Below are 17,255 nucleotides of genomic sequence, written 5' to 3' on the forward strand. Positions count from 1 at the left end.
GTGCTTACCTCAACAACCTGCTCTAATTTCCTCTCAAGAAGGTGACATGCACCCGACGATTAATCTGCGCGAGTGGCTACCCCATCTTGCAGAGCCGTTTGAACTGCAAGCCCGTAGCCAGCAGCAGCAGCTTCAACTGGCTATTTCTGAAGCATTACCTGTATTCACAACGGATCTCGCTTATCTATCTCGAATTCTGAGTGAACTGCTTCATAATGCCTGCAAATATACCCCTGCTGAGGGGATCATTACCCTTTCAGCCTGGGCAGAAGCGGGCTATTTAAAATTGGTGGTTACTAACACGGGCATCGAGATTCCTGAAAGCGAGCTAGAGCGAATCTTTGATAAGTTCTATCGTGTGCCCAGCCTTGACCCCTGGAGACATGGAGGCACTGGGCTAGGATTGGCTTTAGCAAAAAAGCTTGTAGAGCGGCTTGGAGGAATTATTCGAGCCGAGAGCGCTAACAATCAGGTTGCATTTATCGTCGAGTTTCCAATGGACTGGTTGAACTTTGGCCCAACTGTAACGGCTTAAAGGCAGCCTATTGCTTTGCCCTGAGAAAAAAACAAGGGTGGAATTTGTGATTGCATACCCACCAAACCCGCATCTGCCTGGTCGCTAATGTGCTACGAGCCGCCATAGATCGATTGCAATAGCCCCGATTTAGCCGACTTTCCCAAAATCTTTTGCTGCAATCCGTTCAACTGCCAGGGATAGAGCGATCGCCCCTCCCCAAAAGCCCCCAAACTCAATTGCCCCACCTGCGCCAGCAGACTCGCAGCAGCAGCAGAGTCATGCTGCATCCAAGCTGCCACCGGATGCTCCCAGGTTTGCAGAAACTCCGTAACCTGATAGCGGGCATCCGCTGCGGCTTCGTCGTCGGGGTTGCCTGCTGAGACGTAGAGATCCACAGCGGCGGGTTCCAGCGGCATCTTCAGCGCGGATTCTCGAATGGCTTGCCAAGTGGGCGCAAGGAGCATCGCCAAAATATGTAGGGCGTTGGGCGTTTTGAACTCCTCTGGATCGAGCGAAAGGTCGCCAAGCTGCGTGTCGCCTGTCTGCTCTAGCCAATATTCACCCAGCGCGGCGATAAACGGCTCGACGACTTCCCGCAGCACAACCGCACAGAGCGATCGCCCCACGGCAGCATAATCGGCAGCAGCATAATCGGCATAATCCGCTGCGGCAGCGTCCGTTTCTCCCCCAGACTCGCCCATCAGCCGTTGAGCCGTTTGTAAGTCCTGCTGGCTTTGGGCATTGAGGCAATACCAGACTTTCTTGCCAAGGTGCGCTTTTATGTTTTTGGGAAATGCAGGTTTGGGGAAAGCAGGTTGAGGAAAGACTGGGGCGCTGGGCGTTGGGCTTGCAGAACCCGCCTGCTGATTCGGTAATGCAGATTCCAACGCAAATTCCGCCGAGACAGCATCCTGCATTGTGTCGATCATTGTGTCGATTTGGGCTTGCGGTTGTGGGATGGTGGCTGGTCGGCGCAGTTGATTTTCGGCGTGATCCGGTTCGGCCTCGGTCTGGGAGCGCGGAGTCTGCGGCTGTTCGGCGGAGAGACGGTCTAGCTGTTGCTGCAAATGGGCAAGCTGCTGGGTGAGCGCGTTGATGTGCTGGTCTTTTTCAGCTAGGAGTCGATCTTTTTTTTTAAGCAGATCAGTTTTTTCCGCGATTTCCAGCGCGTTGAGGGCGGCGCGAATCAGGTTAAAATAGTGCGGCTGGGAGACATCCACAGGTTGAGCGTCAGCGCGGCTCTTGCCCAAAAATCCCCAGGTTTCTTTGGGGCGAGTGGCCAAAAGCTGCCCGTCGGGATTGTAGATGTGCAGTTCGCGCTGACCCTCGACGGTGGTGATGTGGCAGGTGTAGGTGCGGTTGTTGAAGGGGAAGGCGAGTCCAGCAGGAGGGGAGGGTGGGCTGGGCTGGGGTTCAGCAGAGTTAGGCGGAGGGGCTGGCAAATCTGGGATGGGAACGCCGCCAGGAAGACGGATGCCGATGAGTTCTAGCTCGACATTGACCTGACCGTTCCACTCGTTGAGGCGGAGGCGGTAGGCGATGTCAATGGGACTGGGTAGGGGGCAATATTCACCCCATCGCCAGGCGATCGCCTTCATGCCAGACTCATCCTCCTCCTGAGACACGACGACGCGCAGATGGGAGCGGTCTTTGCCGATCACCTGCTGTTCTACAATGCGGACGTTGGGAGTCCAAAACACCGGGTCGGGGTTGCCAATGCCGCAGGGGTGGAGTTGGTCGATCTGCTGATACAAGTCGAGGGTAAGGTCGCGCAGGTTGGCCTGGGCATCGACTTCGATCAGCGGGCGCAGGTGCTGGGGTTGCAGGTGCATGTTGGCGAAGATTCGCAGGCGCGATCGCACTTCCTCCAGGTTCTCTGTGGCCAGGGAAAAGCCGCCGGCCGCCCGGTGTCCGCCAAACTTGTCGAGGATATCGGCGCAGCATTGCAGCGCATCGAACACGTTAAATTCGGGGATGCCCCGCGCCGAGCCGCGAATCCGCGTCGGGTCGCCTTCTTCGTAGGTGCCAATGAACACGGGCACGCCGTAGCGCTCCACCAGCCGCGACGCGACAATGCCAATCACCCCATGATGCCAGCCGTCCTTCACCAGCAGCAGCACGCGGTCGTTTTGTAGGTTTGGCGCGTGGGCTTCGGCAAGGGCGATCGCCTCCTGTTCAATCAGTTCGCACAACCGCTGCCGCAGTTGGTTTACTTCTTCGCACTGCATTGCCCGCTCTAGCGCCACGTCCGGATCGTCCGTCGTTAGCAGATCAATCACTATATTTGGGTCGGCAATGCGCCCCACGGCATTGATGCGTGGGCCCAGACGAAACCCAATGGCTTCCGGCTTCAGCGCGTCCTGCTCTGGATTCACGCCAGCCACCTGGATCAAAGCCTGTACGCCTGCCAATCGCGACTTGGGCAGCCGCCGCAGTCCCCGTTGCAGCCAGCGCCGATTTACCCCCGTCAGGGGAGCCAGATCGGCGATCGTGCCCAGGGTGAATAGCTCCAGCAGCGGCCCGGTGAGATCCTGGGTTTGCCCTAGCGCTTGCGCCAGCGAGATGGCCAGGATGTAAGCCACGCCCACGCCTGCCAGCCCTCGATAGGGCGAACTTTCGGCAATTAATTTGGGATTCAGAATGGCGTGGGCGGGGGGCAGTTCGGGCGGAAGGTCGTGGTGATCGGTGACGATGACGTGCATTCCCAGATCACGGGCAAAGCCAATGGGCCCCGCCGCCGCGATGCCGTTGTCTACGGTCAAGATCACCCGCACGCCCTGGGCGTGAAAGTCTTCCACGATGCGGTGGTTGATGCCGTAGCCCTCTTTCATGCGGCTGGGAATTTCTGACTGGACGCGCCCACCGAGCGATCGCAGCGCCCGCAACAACAGCGCCGTGCTGGTCATGCCGTCGGCATCGTAGTCGCCGCAGATGGCGATTCGCTGCTGTCGGGCGATCGCCATTTGCAAAATGCTCACCGCCTCTGCCAGGTCAGGAAACTCATCCATCGGGGAAGCTAGCTGCATCAACTCAGGATTGAGAAATACTCGCGCCTGGTCGGGCGTGCCGATATCTCGATTCAGCAAGACCTGCCCCAGCACAGGGCTGAGATCGGCCGCTGCTGCCAGCCGCGCCGCCCGCTCCGGATCGGCCGCCGCAATTTGCCAGCGCTGGCTGGGAATGCGGTGGGAGCGGGGACGGGGTGGGGAGGGGGTGGACACGGTGGGGGAAGAGGGAAGAGGGAAGAGAGAAGAACGAAGAGGGAAGGGGGAATTGCGAGGGGGGCGATCGCTCTGTATGATCCTTGTCTTTTCCCAAGGGTACAACTCTGCGCCTTGAAATGGACTGATTTTTGATGCTGAGAGGCTGACTGGGGCGCGGAGGGGGCATGCGGGGGCGATCGCATCTTTCTGCGTCCCAAAGCCCAGGAGTGATAATTAGGAAGAGAATGGTTGATCAAATGGTTTTTCCCCTTCTCCTTTAAGCTCTTGCAATCTCAAACTTCCTCTCTTCCCCTGATTCTCGGTGTCACGGGCGCATCTGGGCTGATCTATGCCGTGCGATCGCTCAAGTTCTTGCTGCGGGCAGATTATGCTGTCGAACTGGTCGCGTCCAAATCGACCTATATGGTGTGGCAGGCAGAACTGGGCATTCGGATGCCTGCGGAGCCGGCCCAGCAGGAGGAGTTTTGGCGGCAGCAGGCGGGCGTGGAACAGGGGGGCAAATTGCGCTGTCATCCCTGGGGCGATGTGGGGGCTAACATTGCCAGCGGCTCCTTTCGCACGGCGGGGATGCTGGTGATGCCGTGCAGCATGAGTACCGTGGGCAAACTGGCGGCGGGCCTCAGTTCTGACCTACTGGAGCGGGCCGCAGACGTGCAGCTAAAAGAAGGGCGCAAGCTGGTAATCGTACCCCGCGAAACGCCCTTTAGCCTGATTCATTTGCGGAATTTGACGACGCTGGCCGAAGCCGGAGCGCGGATTGTGCCAGCGATTCCGGCCTGGTATCACCACCCGCAGACGGTGGAAGATCTGGTGGATTTTGTCGTAGCGCGAGCGCTGGATCAGTTCGACATCGACTGTGTGCCGCTCAAGCGCTGGGAGGGACATTAGCAGAGAGGGATTGGCCGCTTTAGAACCCCATAGGCTTTAGCACTACGCAGGCTGGGGCAGGTGCGCGTCCAAAAAGCCCTCGATCCGCTGCTTGTTAACCACACCCTCGATCGCCTCCACGGGCTGTCCTTCTCGGAACAGAATCAGGGCAGGCACGCCTTCTACCTTGTAGCGGGCGACCGCTTCGGGATTAGCATCGACTTCCATTTTGACAATTTTGAGGCGATCGCCATACTGACTGGCAACGGATTCCATCATCGGCGACATCAGGCGACACGGCCCACACCACGGGGCCCAAAAATACACCAGCACGGGCTGGTCGGTTTGCAGAACGGTCGTTTCAAACTCGGAGTCAGAAATGACCACCACGCTGCTACTCATAAAATGTCTAATCAGCTTGCTAAAGTGCTTGGGTTGATGCCGCACAAAGGGCACTTATCCATCGTGCCACACGCCGGGGAGAACCCTGGCAGTCGCGCAAAACTTGCAAAACTCTGCCAAAGTTGTCGCTAAAAAGCGAGATGAGCCTGAAGAATCCCTCTACATAGAATCCCTCTGCATCATCTCGCCTAAAATTTTGCCTATCTTTATCAAAAGCGCTGAACCCAATCAGTTAAAGCTGGTCAAGCTGGGTTTTCAGTTGCTCTAGCTCGGCATCCACCGAAGCATCGGTCGTGGTGGTGCTGGGGGCAGACGCAGGCAGTTGGCTCTGAGCAGGCGACGCGCCGCCGATCAGTTGTGCCTTCATGGCTTCCAGTTCAGCATCCACATCTGTACTCGACTCTAGCTGAGCAAACTGCATTTCCAGGTCGGTTCCGGCTAGCTCGGCCGCAGCCTGAGAGCGGGCTTCCATTTGCAGCACCTTTTCTTCCATGCGCTCAAATGCACCCATTGCCGTGCTGGTGCCCAGCTTGCCGACGGTGTTTTGCAGTTGCTCATTGGCCTTGGCAGCACTGGCGCGGGCCTTGAGCATGTCTTTTTTGGTTTTGGCTTCGGCAATCTTGCCTTCCAGGGCGATCAGGTTGCGCTTGAGCGTGTCAACCGTGGCGCTCTGCTGGTCAAGCTGGGTCTTCAACGCAGCAGAGGTGTCAAGCTGCACCTTCTTGCGGTTCAGCGCTTCGCGGGCGAGGCTTTCGTCGCCTTTTTGCAGGGCTAGCTGGGCCCGCTGCTGCCAGTTGTTGGCTTCGGTCTGCGCCTGGTTGTATTGCTGCTGCATCCGCTTTTGGCTGGCGATCGCGCTGGCCACCGCCTGGCGCATTTGGATCAGGTCTTCCTGCATGTCGATCAGCGCCTGATCCAGAATCTTTTCGGGGTCTTCGGCAGAGCTAACGGCGGCGTTGAGGTTGGCCCGCACCACCCGGCTTACACGATCAAACAGTCCCATGAGAATCTTTTCCCTTTGCGGCAGTTCCACCTTATTTTAGGCATTACTCCAGCGCAGATGACAGGGTAAAAACTCGCTTGGGGGAAATCAGCGGGTATAAGAAATGCTTAAATTTGGTTTTCTTGAGTCTTTGGGTCAAAAGATTTAGTGCAATATCGGGATATTAGCGTGGTTATAGGGTCTGGGCATCTACTGGTTCAAGTCCGTTCATTTCGCTACAAGGTCTGAACCGGGCGGTTTTGCTTTGCCCTTTATCAGAATCGCGTCGTTGAACGTCTCCACAAAATTTTCTATAAACTCCCATCACCTCCCATAACCTCTATGTATAGAATTTACGCTGTAGATGCTGCTGACCCAGAGTCTTTCAGGCGTGACGAGCGATCGCCCCACGCTTCGGATCACCTTTTATCTGCGCTTCCCAATCCTGCCCTTCGATCTGGCGTGCTAGGTGTACTGCTGGGTTCTATGGGGGCGATCGCTCTTGTCTTCGGGGCTGGTGTGGAAGCCGCTACGGCCTTCAGCTTCAACTCTCGCCAGTCTGCCTATGACCTCAGCTTTAGCCAGCCCGACTTTGCCGATGCGCTTGCGTCCTACCGCATTACCTACACCACCGACGCTCAGCGAGGCGACCTAATTACGCTCGACACCCAGCTAAAAACCAGCGCCCAAAATTTCGTCGGCTTGCCGTCTGGCAGCAATAGCATCGCCAGCGTCACCCAGAGCGGCAATGTGTTTACCCATTTCATCGTGTCGAACGGCGGGCCGGGCGGATTTGAAATCCGCTACGACACCCCCGTTGCCACTGCGCCAGAGGGAAGCTTTGCCGATAGCTGGCTGGTGCGATCGTTTGATGGAGATGCGTGGGATTTGGAGTTTCTGGGCGGCGGCTCCAATACGGGGCTGATTCCGCCAGACTATGAACTGGCGATCGCCCTTCCGGGCAACTGGTCAACCCAGGGCAGCAACCCCGGCCAGCTAGAGTTTCGGGGCATAGGGCCGGGCTATACTATCCTGGACAATTTTTCCTACAACCCCGCCACCAACCTCACGACGTTTAAGGCAGTGAACCATCGCTGGGACGGTTCTTCGCCCGACCTCAATTTTGTGCTGCATGGGCGATCGCCCCAATCCACCCCTGAACCCGGCGTGCTAATGGGCTTAGCTGCTTTGCTCGGCGCAATTTTTCACTGGCGGCACCTACGACTGTCGAGCTAGCCCAGGGTGAAACCCTGACCTCAGCCAACCACATGCAACCCGACAGGGCGAGGGCCCTGTAGCTAGCACTATAACTAGATCTGCAACTGGCACTGCAACTGGCACTGCAACTATAAGTTGTCCGAACTTCAGAAATTAAGTTAAATTTAGTTAAGATTCGTTCTCAGAAATAGAAGTTCCCTGAAGCACTCTGGCTGTCTTCTCTGTCTAGACCTACTGGACGTTTGCATTGGGTGAACCCTACTTTCCTGATAGTGTTGACAGGGGTTGACTCTGATAATGTTGACTTATTCTTATAAGCTCTAGCTATAAGCATTGGCTGAATGAATTGGTTTAACGTAAAGTTGTCTGAAAGTTGTCTGACGCAGGCTCATTCTCTGCCCGGTCGTTCAACGCTGTCAGTCCTTCTCTGAGTCTTCGAGTCTCCGCAGCTCCGAGTCTTAAGCTCTTGAGTCTTTAAGTTCGAGCCTTTAGTCCGAGTCTTTAGTTGCAGTTTTTAGAGGCACCTGGCGTTATGAAACTTTCCTGGAGAGTCATCCTCCTTTGGACATTGCCAGCCCTAGTGGTCGGCTTCTTCTTTTGGCAGGGTGCATTTACCACCTCCCCAATGGGCATGGGGCAAAACACCGCCAGCACCCGCATGACCTACGGCCGTTTTCTGGAATATCTGGATGCGGGCCGTGTGACCAGCGTGGATCTGTATGAGGGCGGTCGCACGGCCATTGTGGAAGCCGTCGATCCAGAGTTGGATAATCGCATTCAGCGGCTGCGGGTTGATCTGCCAGGAAATGCGCCAGAGTTGGTCTCTAGGCTGAGAACTGACCACATCAGTTTCGATGTGCATCCGCCCCGCAACGATGCGGCGATTTGGGGACTCCTCGGCAATTTACTGTTCCCCATCCTGCTGATTGGCGGGCTGTTCCTGCTGTTCCGTCGCTCTAGCAACGTGCCCGGTGGGCCGGGGCAGGCGATGAACTTCGGCAAGTCTCGCGCCCGCTTCATGATGGAAGCCAAGACGGGCGTGATGTTCGATGACGTGGCCGGCATTGAGGAAGCCAAGGAAGAACTACAAGAGGTGGTGACGTTCCTGAAGAAGCCGGAACGCTTTACCGCTGTGGGGGCGAAGATTCCTAAGGGCGTATTGCTTGTGGGGCCGCCTGGAACCGGGAAGACTTTGCTGGCCAAGGCGATCGCCGGAGAAGCGGGCGTTCCCTTCTTCAGTATTTCTGGTTCGGAATTCGTGGAAATGTTCGTCGGCGTGGGTGCATCCCGCGTCCGCGACCTGTTCAAAAAAGCCAAGGAAAACGCGCCCTGCATTATCTTTATCGACGAGATTGACGCGGTGGGTCGGCAGCGCGGCGCGGGCATCGGCGGCGGCAACGACGAGCGGGAGCAAACCCTAAACCAGTTGCTCACTGAGATGGACGGCTTTGAGGGCAACACGGGCATCATCATCATCGCCGCCACGAACCGTCCTGACGTGCTAGATTCTGCGCTGCTGCGCCCCGGTCGCTTTGATCGGCAGGTGGAAGTGTCGCCGCCGGACATCAAGGGTCGCCTGGAGGTGCTGCAAGTCCATGCCCGCAACAAGAAGCTGGCGAAGGAAGTGTCTCTGGAGGCGATCGCCCGCCGCACGCCCGGGTTCTCTGGGGCAGACCTGGCCAACCTGCTGAACGAAGCCGCCATCCTCACCGCCCGCCGCCGCAAGGACGAAATCACGATGCTGGAGATTGACGATGCCGTCGATCGCGTGGTGGCTGGCATGGAGGGAACCCCCTTGGTCGATAGCAAGAGCAAGCGCCTGATTGCCTACCACGAAATTGGCCATGCCATTGTCGGCACGCTGGTCAAGGATCATGACCCGGTGCAGAAAGTGACGCTGATCCCTCGCGGACAGGCTCAGGGCTTGACCTGGTTCACACCCAGCGAAGACCAGGCGCTTATCTCTCGTTCGCAGATCCTGGCTCGCATTATGGGTGCCCTGGGCGGACGCGCTGCGGAGCAGGTCATCTTTGGTGATGCCGAAGTCACCACAGGCGCAGGCAATGACCTACAGCAAGTGACGGGCATGGCGCGGCAAATGGTGACGCGCTTTGGTATGTCGGATTTGGGCCCGGTGTCGCTGGAGAGCCAGCAGGGTGAGGTCTTCCTGGGTCGCGACTGGATGACCCGATCGGAATATTCCGAAGAGATTGCGGCTCGGATTGATGCTCAGGTTCGCTCTATCGTGGAGCATTGCTACGAAGAAACCTGCCGCATTATTCGGGACAACCGCGTGGTGATCGATCGTCTTGTGGATCTGCTGATCGAGAAAGAAACAATCGATGGCGACGAGTTCCGCCGCATTGTGGCTGAGTATGTAGACGTGCCGGAGAAGGAGTCCTACGTGCCTCAGTTGTAGGGCGGTCTACAGGACGTTTTGAAATCTGCTTCAGTTGTTAAAAAGAAGGCTGCTGTGATGTCACAGCAGCTTTTTTGTAGGTATTGCTCCGAATCACTTGGGTGGACGAAATTCCCTGATGACTCCGGGGATCAGGCAGGCGTGGCGACCTTCTGCGGCAGTTTTACCTCGTCCTTAAGCGGGTTGCCCTGCTCAAAGTCGCTGATGCTAGTGATGGTGGTGGTGGTGATGTCGTTCAAGGCTTCGCGAGTGAAGAAGGCCTGGTGTGCCGTGACGACGACGTTCGGGAAGGACTGCAAAAGCTGGAAGGTGTCGTCTTGAATCACGGTGTCGGAGAGGTCGCGGAAAAATAGCTCCTCCTCTTCCTCGTAGACATCGATGCCCAGGTAGCCGATTTTGCCCGATTTAATGCCTGCGATCGCCGCTTTGGTGTCAATCAGCTTGCCCCGGCTGGTGTTGATCAGCATGACACCATCTTTCATTTGGGCGATCGTGGTGGCATTAATCAGGTGATGATTTTCATGGGTCAGCGGGCAGTGCAGCGAGATAATGTCCGACTGAGCCAGGAGTTCTGACAAATCTACATAGCGGGCATCTTCCAACGCTTCAAACTTGGGGTTGGGGTAGGGGTCATAGCCCAGCAGGTGGCAGCCAAAGCCGTGCATAATTTGGGCAAAAATCACGCCGATTTTGCCCGTACCCACTACGCCAACCGTTTTGCCGTGCAGATCAAAGCCCAGTAGCCCATTGAGCGAAAAATTGTCGTCGCGCACTCGGCTATAGGCCCGGTAGAGCTTGCGATTGAGCATTTGAATCAGCCCGGCTGCATGTTCTGCCACGGAATAGGGGGAGTAGGCAACGACCCGCACAACTTTCATGTCCAACTCGGCGGCTACTTCCAAATCGACGTTGTTATATCCTGTGCAGCGCAGAGCAACGAGGCGGGTTCCTCCGTCTGCCAGGGAACGGAGGGTGTCAGCACTTACGTCATCGTTCACAAACACGCAGACTGCGGGGAATCCAGCCGCGAGAAGCGCTGTTTTGGGTTCCAGACGGACATCAAAATAAACGAGTTCGTGAGGCGACCCGGCCGCCGCATTGGCAGCATCCAAAAACTTGCGATCGTAAGGTTCGGTACTAAAAACAGCAACCTTCATGCAGTTTCTCCAAAAAGCTGAAGTTTATGCGAGATGCAGGCACGGTCAGTTTCTCAAATTTTGAAGCTTATGATATCGGCAAACCCGAAAACTCCGGGCTATTCTGCGATACATTGGCAGCTAGATGGGCTTGTGAAGCCAGAGGTTTGAACCCAGGTTTTAACTGAATGGCTAGTTCGATGTCAGGACTGCCATCCAGCCCTGTGCAAGATATCGTGTGCAAGACATCGTATGCAAAGACATCGAAATACTAGAACCCAGAAATATTAGAACCCACTTTGCTCCGCAGACGTTAGCAGGAAACCCGTGACCATGCCGCAGATTGCCCCCTTTGGCTCTTGGAAATCGCCCATCACCTCAGACCTGATTGTGGCGGGAAGCTTGCGCTTGGGTGAGGTGCGGCTGGATGGTGGCGATGTGTACTGGAGTGAGGGGCGACCGACGGAAGGTGGGCGGAATGTGGTCGTGCGGCGATCGCCCTCAAGTTCTCCAGATGCTTCCACACAGGATCTCACTCCCCTACCGTTTAACGTTCGGACTCGCGTACATGAGTATGGCGGCGGTGCGTACATCGTGCAGGATGGCATTGTGTATTTCTCGAACTTCGCAGATCAGCGCTTGTATCAAATAAGTCCGGATGAAGCGCCGCAGCCGATTACGCCCGAAGGTGCGTTTCGCTATGCCGATGCTGTGTTCGATCGTGTGCGAAATCGGCTCATCTGCGTGCGCGAAGATCATTCCCAAAATGATCACGAACCCGTGAATACGATCGTGTCCGTTAGCCTTTCATCCTCAGATGGAGGGCTGGATGCAGGAACGGTGCTGGTGTCGGGCAGCGACTTCTACGCCTTTCCTCGGCTGAGTCCTGACGGATCGCGGCTGTGCTGGATCGAGTGGAACCATCCGAATATGCCGTGGGACGGCACGACGCTGTGGGTTGCGGAGGTCAATGCAGACGGTCGTTTGGGAGAACCGCAGAAGATTGTCGGCGGCGATGCGGAGTCGATTTTTCAGCCCGTTTGGTCGCCGGATGGAGAATTGTACTTTGTGAGCGATCGCACGAACTGGTGGAACCTCTACCGCTGGAACGTTGCCACTGCTACGCCAGAGCCGCTCTGCCCCAAGCCTGCCGAGTTTGGGCTGCCGCTGTGGGTGTTTGGCATGTCTACCTACGGCTTTGAGTCGGCAGATTCGCTGATTTGCACCTACAGCGAAGACGGCATTTCTAAACTGGCGCGGCTGCACACGCACACGCTGGAACTCACTGAGATTCCCACCCCCTACACCAGCATTGGTGGCCTCCAGGTGGCGGGTTCCTCGGTGGTGTTTGGCGCGGGTTCGCCGACGAAACCGGGGGCGATCGCCCATCTCGACCTGTCTACAGGGCAAATCACGGAACTGCGCCGCGCCAGTACCCTGGAAATTGATCCTGGCTATATTTCTGTACCGCAGGCAATCGAGTTTCCCACGACCCACGGCCTCACCGCCTACGGCTTTTTCTATCCGCCCCAAAATCAGGATTTCATTGCACCCGCCGGGGAAAAACCGCCGCTTTTGGTGAAAATTCACGGCGGGCCCACCGCTGCCACCAGCGCCACCTTCAGCCCCAGCATTCAATACTGGACAAGCCGGGGCATCGCTATTTTGGACGTGAACTATGGCGGCAGCACGGGCTACGGGCGCGAGTATCGCGAACGGCTAAAGGGCAACTGGGGCATTGTGGACGTAGACGACTGCGTGAATGGTGCGAAGTATCTGGCAGACCAGGGCTGGGTAGATGGCGATCGCCTCTGCATCGACGGCGGCAGCGCGGGCGGTTATACCACGCTGGCGGCGCTGGCGTTTCGCGATGTGTTCAAAGCTGGGGCCAGCCACTATGGCGTAAGCGATCTGGAGGCGCTGGCAAAGGACACCCACAAGTTTGAATCGCGCTATCTGGACGGACTGATCGGTCCCTACCCTGCCCGCCGCGATTTGTATATCGAGCGATCGCCCATCCACGCCATCGATCGGCTCAACTGCCCCCTCATCTTTTTCCAGGGTGATGAAGACAAAATCGTGCCGCCCAATCAGGCGGAGATGATGGTCAACGCGCTGCAAGAAAAGGGACTGCCCGTGGCCTACGTGCTGTTTCAGGGCGAACAACACGGCTTCCGCAAAGCAGAGAACATTAAACGGGCGCTGGATGGTGAACTCTATTTCTATGCGCGAGTGTTTGGTTTTCCGCTGGCAGAGCAGATGGAAGCAGTGGCGATCGCCAACCTCTGAGCTTGCAATCAGTTTGCAAGATTACGCAAGAGGCAAGTTTGCATAAAAGTTTGCAGGAGGTGATGCGTTCTATCGACTCTATAGGGAAACTTAAAAGAACCTCTCGTGAATTCATGGAACTCAGACATTTAGGGCAGGCTTTTGATGGGGCAGCGGTATCAACTGCTTTCAGAACCTATGTAATTTCACGAATTGCCTGCTCCAAAAAAGTTAAGGGAATTATGAACCTGTCTCTGTAAAATCATCAAAAACCGCACATGAAATTCTCTGTAACTGTCCGGGTAGCCCGTTACTTTACTTGATCTTCACTTCAGATCCTCGAAATTTTACGAGCATTCCTGGGTGTCTGCTTAAGAATAGGCTTAGAGCGTTTACACAGGGTAACCCTATGAAGGCAGTCATCTTAGCTGGAGGATTGGGGACTCGCTTGAGCGAGGAAACATCCATTAAGCCAAAGCCGATGGTGGAAATTGGTGGACAGCCAATTCTCTGGCACATCATGAAGATCTACTCTGCCCACGGCATTAACGACTTCATTATTTGTTGCGGCTATAAGGGTTACGTCATCAAAGAATACTTTGCAAATTACTTTCTGCGAATGTCGGATGTCACGTTTGACATGCGATTTAACCAGATGAACATTCACTCCGGCTATGCCGAACCCTGGCGCGTCACGCTGGTAGATACGGGCGAAAACTCCATGACCGGGGGCCGTCTACGTCGCGTTCGAGAGCACATTGGGAATGAAACCTTCTGCTTCACCTATGGCGACGGCGTGAGTGATGTCAACATCACCGAATTAGTGGAATTCCACAAGCAGCAATCAACGCTGGCAACGCTCACGGCGGTGCAGCCCCAGGGGCGTTTTGGGGCGATCGCCCTCGGCGAAGAGCAGACCAAAATCGCCCAGTTTCACGAAAAGCCCGTTGGCGACGGAGCCTGGATCAACGGCGGCTATTTCGTGCTGGAGCCAGAGGTCATCGACTACGTTGAAGGCGACTCGACCGTGTGGGAGCAGGAGCCGCTGCAAAAGCTGGCGCACATGGGTCAACTCTCTGCCTACAAACACGAAGGCTTCTGGCAGCCTATGGATACCCTCAAGGATAAGAACTATCTAGAGGAACTTTGGAAAAAGGGGAATGCCCCCTGGAAAACCTGGTAGGGGCGCTTTGGGTTGGATTTCTGAACCAACCCTGCTGCGACTTGACGCAATGCGCGAACCGCGTCGAATCCTGTTCGGCGGGTTCTGAAGCGACCAATAGCCAATCCTGAGGACGGAGATTCATGTACGATTTTGCAATTGTTGGCGGTGGAATCGTTGGTTTATCAACGGCAATGGCGCTGGGTCGCCGCTACCCAGATGCCAAGATTGTCCTGTTTGAAAAAGAAAGCCGCTGGGCCTTTCACCAGACAGGTAACAACAGCGGCGTGATTCACTCCGGGGTCTACTACAAACCGGGCAGCTTTAAGGCAAAGTTTTGCCGCGACGGCTGCCAGTCGATGGTGGCGTTTTGCCGCGAACATGATATTCCCCACGAGGTCTGCGGCAAGGTGATCGTGGCAACCGAAGCGCATGAGCTACCGCTGCTGGAAAATCTCTATCAGCGGGGTCTGCAAAACGGCATCCAGGTCGCCCGAATTACGGCTGAAGAGGTGCGGGAGATTGAGCCGCATGTGAATTGTCTGGCTGGGGTGCGCGTGTTTTCGACGGGCATTGCCGACTACAAGCAGGTCTGCCAGAAGTATGCAGAACTGGTGCGGGCCCAGGGTGGTGAGCTATATCTGAATACTAAGGTAGAGCGCATCATTGACCTGCCCAATGGCAAAGCGGTGGAAACCAACAACGGAACGTTTGAGGCGAAGCTGCTGGTGAACTGTGCTGGACTGCACAGCGATCGCGTCGCCAAGATGGGCGGGGTCGATCCCGAAGCCAAGATCGTGCCCTTTCGGGGAGAATATTACGAACTCACGCCGGAAAAGCGCTATCTGGTGAAGGGGCTGATTTATCCCGTGCCCAATCCGGCGTTTCCGTTCCTGGGGGTTCACTTTACCCGCATGATCGACGGCAGCGTCCACGCCGGCCCAAACGCCGTGCTAAGCCTCAAGCGCGAGGGCTACAAGAAAACCGATTTCGACCTCAAGGATTTTGCTGAGGTGATGACCTATCCGGGCTTTTGGAAGCTGGCGGTCAAGCACGCTGACGAGGGCATCCAGGAAATCATCCGTTCGTTTAGCAAGGCCGCGTTTGTGCGGAGCTTGCAGCGGCTCATCCCCGAGGTGCAATCCGAGGATCTGGTGCCGACCCACGCGGGCGTGCGGGCCCAAGCGTTGATGAACGATGGCAAGCTCGTGGACGACTTTTTGATTGTGAAGGGGAAAAACTCCATCCACGTCTGCAATGCGCCGTCTCCGGCGGCGACCTCCTCGCTGGAGATTGGCAAGGCCGTCACCGAGCAAATTGCCGAACAGTTTTCGCCTGCCACGTCCCCTGTGCAAGCGGTCTAAGGGCGATCGCCCCCTGCAAATCCCCCCTTGTTCAGCCTTCTTGACCCCTTCTGAGCAGCCCAAGCCAGTCTCGGAACGTCTGGCATATCAGCGTTTACAGTACACACAACACAGGAATCCACAGCATGAAAGTATTGGTCACTGGAACCGAAGGATATCTGGGCAGCCTTTTAGCACCGCTGTTGCTGGATCGCGGCTTTGACGTGATTGGCGTAGACACAGGTTTTTATAAAGTCGGCTGGCTCTATAACGGCACAGATAAGACTCCGAAAACCTTAAACAAAGATATCCGCCACATTACGCTGGAAGACCTGGAAGGCGTAGAAGCCGTGGTTCATATGGCGGAACTGTCCAACGACCCCACGGGTCAGCTTTCCCCCAATATCACCTACGACATTAATCACAAGGGGTCTGTCCGCTTGGCAGAACTGGCCAAGCAAGCAGGGGTGCGCCGTTTTGTGTACATGTCCTCTTGCAGCGTCTACGGGGTCGCCGCTACGGACGTGGTGACGGAGGAGACTCCGGTCAATCCCCAAACGGCCTACGCCGAATGCAAAACGCTTGTGGAGCGCGATGTCCAGCCGATGGCAGACGACAACTTCTCGCCCACTTTCATGCGAAACGCGACCGCGTTTGGTGCGTCGCCCCGGATGCGGTTTGACATTGTGCTGAACAACCTGTCGGGTCTAGCCTGGACGACCAAAGAAATCAAAATGACCAGCGACGGTACGCCGTGGCGTCCGCTTGTTCATGCGCTCGATATTGCCAAATCCATCATTTGCGCCCTGGAAGCTCCGCGAGACCTTGTTCACAACCAGATTTTTAACGTGGGTGATACGGCAAATAACTACCAGGTCAAAGAAATTGCCGAGATCGTGGCAGAAACGTTTCCTGGCTGCACCCTCAGCTTCGGCGACAACGGCTCAGACAATCGCAGCTACCGCGTGTCGTTTGAAAAGATCAACACCCAACTTCCTGGCTTTAAGTGCGAGTGGGACGCGCGGCGCGGTGCTGAGCAACTGTACAAAGTGTTTAGCCAGATCGACATGACGAAAGAGGTATTCGAGGCTCGCGGCTTTACCCGCCTGAAGCAGCTTGAGTACCTGATTCGCACGCAGCAAATCGACAAGGATTTCTTCTGGAGCTAGTCATGATTTTTACCGAAACCAAACTCAAGGGCGCATTCATCATCGACCTGGACTATCGCGAAGATCATCGCGGCGCGTTTGCTCGCACCTTCTGTGCCAAGGAATTTGAGGCGCATGGGCTGAAGCCGACGGTGGCGCAGTGCAATCTGTCGTTTAACCACAAGGCAGGCACTCTGCGCGGAATGCACTATCAGATTCCCCCGGCTGCGGAAACCAAGCTGGTTCGCTGCACGCGGGGCGCGATCTATGACGTGATTATCGACATGCGGCCCGATTCGCCAACCTATAGGCAGCATATCGGCGTGGAGTTGACGGCTGAGAACCGCCGTGCCCTGTACATACCAGAAATGTTTGCCCACGGCTATCAAGCCCTGACCGATGGGGCAGAGGTCGTGTATCAGGTTGGTGAATTCTACACGCCTGGCTATGAGCGCGGCCTCCGCTACGACGACCCGGCCTTTGGCATTGAGTGGCCAATGGAGGTGACCGTTATTTCCGAGAAAGATGCCGCCTGGGCGCTATTTGAGAACGTTGCAGTAGGAGTATAG

General features: G+C 56.2%; 13 protein-coding genes. 9 read left to right on the forward strand and 4 right to left on the reverse strand.

Annotated features, from left to right (window positions below):
* Positions 1 to 46: 46 nt before the first annotated feature.
* Positions 47 to 535 (forward strand): sensor histidine kinase KdpD, encoded by a 489-nt coding sequence (locus IGS16_RS16010; protein ID WP_297087100.1) that lies wholly within the window; start codon positions 47 to 49, stop codon positions 533 to 535.
* Between the two features lie 92 nt (positions 536 to 627).
* Here IGS16_RS16010 and recJ read toward each other — a convergent pair whose 3' ends face one another.
* Positions 628 to 3,738, reverse strand: a complete 3,111-nt coding sequence (gene recJ, locus IGS16_RS16015) for a single-stranded-DNA-specific exonuclease RecJ (protein WP_297087102.1) — start codon at positions 3,736 to 3,738, stop codon at positions 628 to 630.
* A gap of 267 nt (positions 3,739 to 4,005) precedes the next feature.
* Here recJ and IGS16_RS16020 point away from each other — a divergent pair, with 267 nt between their 5' ends.
* Positions 4,006 to 4,629 (forward strand): flavin prenyltransferase UbiX, encoded by a 624-nt coding sequence (locus IGS16_RS16020; RefSeq protein ID WP_297087104.1) that lies wholly within the window; start codon positions 4,006 to 4,008, stop codon positions 4,627 to 4,629.
* Positions 4,630 to 4,671: 42 nt separating this feature from the next.
* Here IGS16_RS16020 and trxA read toward each other — a convergent pair whose 3' ends face one another.
* Entirely contained in the window at positions 4,672 to 5,010 is a 339-nt protein-coding gene (trxA, locus tag IGS16_RS16025; RefSeq protein ID WP_172356161.1) for a thioredoxin, read from the reverse strand.
* A gap of 232 nt (positions 5,011 to 5,242) precedes the next feature.
* Positions 5,243 to 6,013, reverse strand: a complete 771-nt coding sequence (locus IGS16_RS16030; protein ID WP_068516133.1) for a PspA/IM30 family protein — start codon at positions 6,011 to 6,013, stop codon at positions 5,243 to 5,245.
* A gap of 321 nt (positions 6,014 to 6,334) precedes the next feature.
* On the opposite strand from IGS16_RS16030, the gene IGS16_RS16035 reads away from it, so the two are divergent.
* Together IGS16_RS16035 and ftsH2 are read left to right on the forward strand one after the other, a co-directional pair.
* Positions 6,335 to 7,228, forward strand: a complete 894-nt coding sequence (locus tag IGS16_RS16035) for a hypothetical protein (protein WP_297087106.1) — start codon at positions 6,335 to 6,337, stop codon at positions 7,226 to 7,228.
* A gap of 514 nt (positions 7,229 to 7,742) precedes the next feature.
* Positions 7,743 to 9,629: an ATP-dependent zinc metalloprotease FtsH2 gene (gene ftsH2, locus IGS16_RS16040; protein ID WP_297087108.1), complete on the forward strand. Its 1,887-nt coding sequence runs from the start codon at positions 7,743 to 7,745 to the stop codon at positions 9,627 to 9,629.
* 131 nt (positions 9,630 to 9,760) lie between these two features.
* On the opposite strand, the gene IGS16_RS16045 is transcribed toward ftsH2, so the two are convergent.
* Positions 9,761 to 10,786 (reverse strand): 2-hydroxyacid dehydrogenase, encoded by a 1,026-nt coding sequence (locus IGS16_RS16045; protein ID WP_297087110.1) that lies wholly within the window; start codon positions 10,784 to 10,786, stop codon positions 9,761 to 9,763.
* 312 nt (positions 10,787 to 11,098) lie between these two features.
* On the opposite strand from IGS16_RS16045, the gene IGS16_RS16050 reads away from it, so the two are divergent.
* The 5 genes from IGS16_RS16050 (at position 11,099) to rfbC (ending at position 17,255) form a co-directional block, all read left to right on the forward strand.
* Positions 11,099 to 13,054, forward strand: a complete 1,956-nt coding sequence (locus IGS16_RS16050; RefSeq protein ID WP_297087112.1) for a S9 family peptidase — start codon at positions 11,099 to 11,101, stop codon at positions 13,052 to 13,054.
* 388 nt (positions 13,055 to 13,442) lie between these two features.
* A complete protein-coding gene (gene rfbF, locus IGS16_RS16055) occupies positions 13,443 to 14,216 on the forward strand; it encodes a glucose-1-phosphate cytidylyltransferase (protein ID WP_297087114.1) in 774 nt (257 codons plus the stop codon).
* A 122-nt stretch (positions 14,217 to 14,338) separates the two neighbouring features.
* Positions 14,339 to 15,559 (forward strand): L-2-hydroxyglutarate oxidase, encoded by a 1,221-nt coding sequence (lhgO, locus tag IGS16_RS16060; protein WP_297087116.1) that lies wholly within the window; start codon positions 14,339 to 14,341, stop codon positions 15,557 to 15,559.
* Between the two features lie 125 nt (positions 15,560 to 15,684).
* A complete protein-coding gene (locus tag IGS16_RS16065) occupies positions 15,685 to 16,707 on the forward strand; it encodes an NAD(P)-dependent oxidoreductase (RefSeq protein WP_297087118.1) in 1,023 nt (340 codons plus the stop codon).
* Between the two features lie 2 nt (positions 16,708 to 16,709).
* On the forward strand, positions 16,710 to 17,255 hold the full coding sequence (gene rfbC / locus IGS16_RS16070) for a dTDP-4-dehydrorhamnose 3,5-epimerase (protein ID WP_068509017.1): 546 nt from the start codon (positions 16,710 to 16,712) through the stop codon (positions 17,253 to 17,255).

Source organism: Thermoleptolyngbya sp. C42_A2020_037 (assembly GCF_015272455.1).
GTDB lineage: Bacteria > Cyanobacteriota > Cyanobacteriia > Elainellales > Elainellaceae > Thermoleptolyngbya.

Bases quoted from the DNA above. Each gene is read 5' to 3' on its own strand.
- IGS16_RS16050 (WP_297087112.1), top strand. From the start codon at position 11,099: ATGCCGCAGATTGCCCCCTTTGGCTCTTGGAAATCGCCCATCACCTCA.
- trxA (WP_172356161.1), bottom strand. From the start codon at position 5,010: ATGAGTAGCAGCGTGGTGGTCATTTCTGACTCCGAGTTTGAAACGACC.
- lhgO (WP_297087116.1), top strand. From the start codon at position 14,339: ATGTACGATTTTGCAATTGTTGGCGGTGGAATCGTTGGTTTATCAACG.
- IGS16_RS16065 (WP_297087118.1), top strand. From the start codon at position 15,685: ATGAAAGTATTGGTCACTGGAACCGAAGGATATCTGGGCAGCCTTTTA.
- IGS16_RS16010 (WP_297087100.1), top strand. From the start codon at position 47: ATGCACCCGACGATTAATCTGCGCGAGTGGCTACCCCATCTTGCAGAG.
- IGS16_RS16045 (WP_297087110.1), bottom strand. From the start codon at position 10,786: ATGAAGGTTGCTGTTTTTAGTACCGAACCTTACGATCGCAAGTTTTTG.
- IGS16_RS16030 (WP_068516133.1), bottom strand. From the start codon at position 6,013: ATGGGACTGTTTGATCGTGTAAGCCGGGTGGTGCGGGCCAACCTCAAC.
- IGS16_RS16035 (WP_297087106.1), top strand. From the start codon at position 6,335: ATGTATAGAATTTACGCTGTAGATGCTGCTGACCCAGAGTCTTTCAGG.
- rfbF (WP_297087114.1), top strand. From the start codon at position 13,443: ATGAAGGCAGTCATCTTAGCTGGAGGATTGGGGACTCGCTTGAGCGAG.
- ftsH2 (WP_297087108.1), top strand. From the start codon at position 7,743: ATGAAACTTTCCTGGAGAGTCATCCTCCTTTGGACATTGCCAGCCCTA.
- rfbC (WP_068509017.1), top strand. From the start codon at position 16,710: ATGATTTTTACCGAAACCAAACTCAAGGGCGCATTCATCATCGACCTG.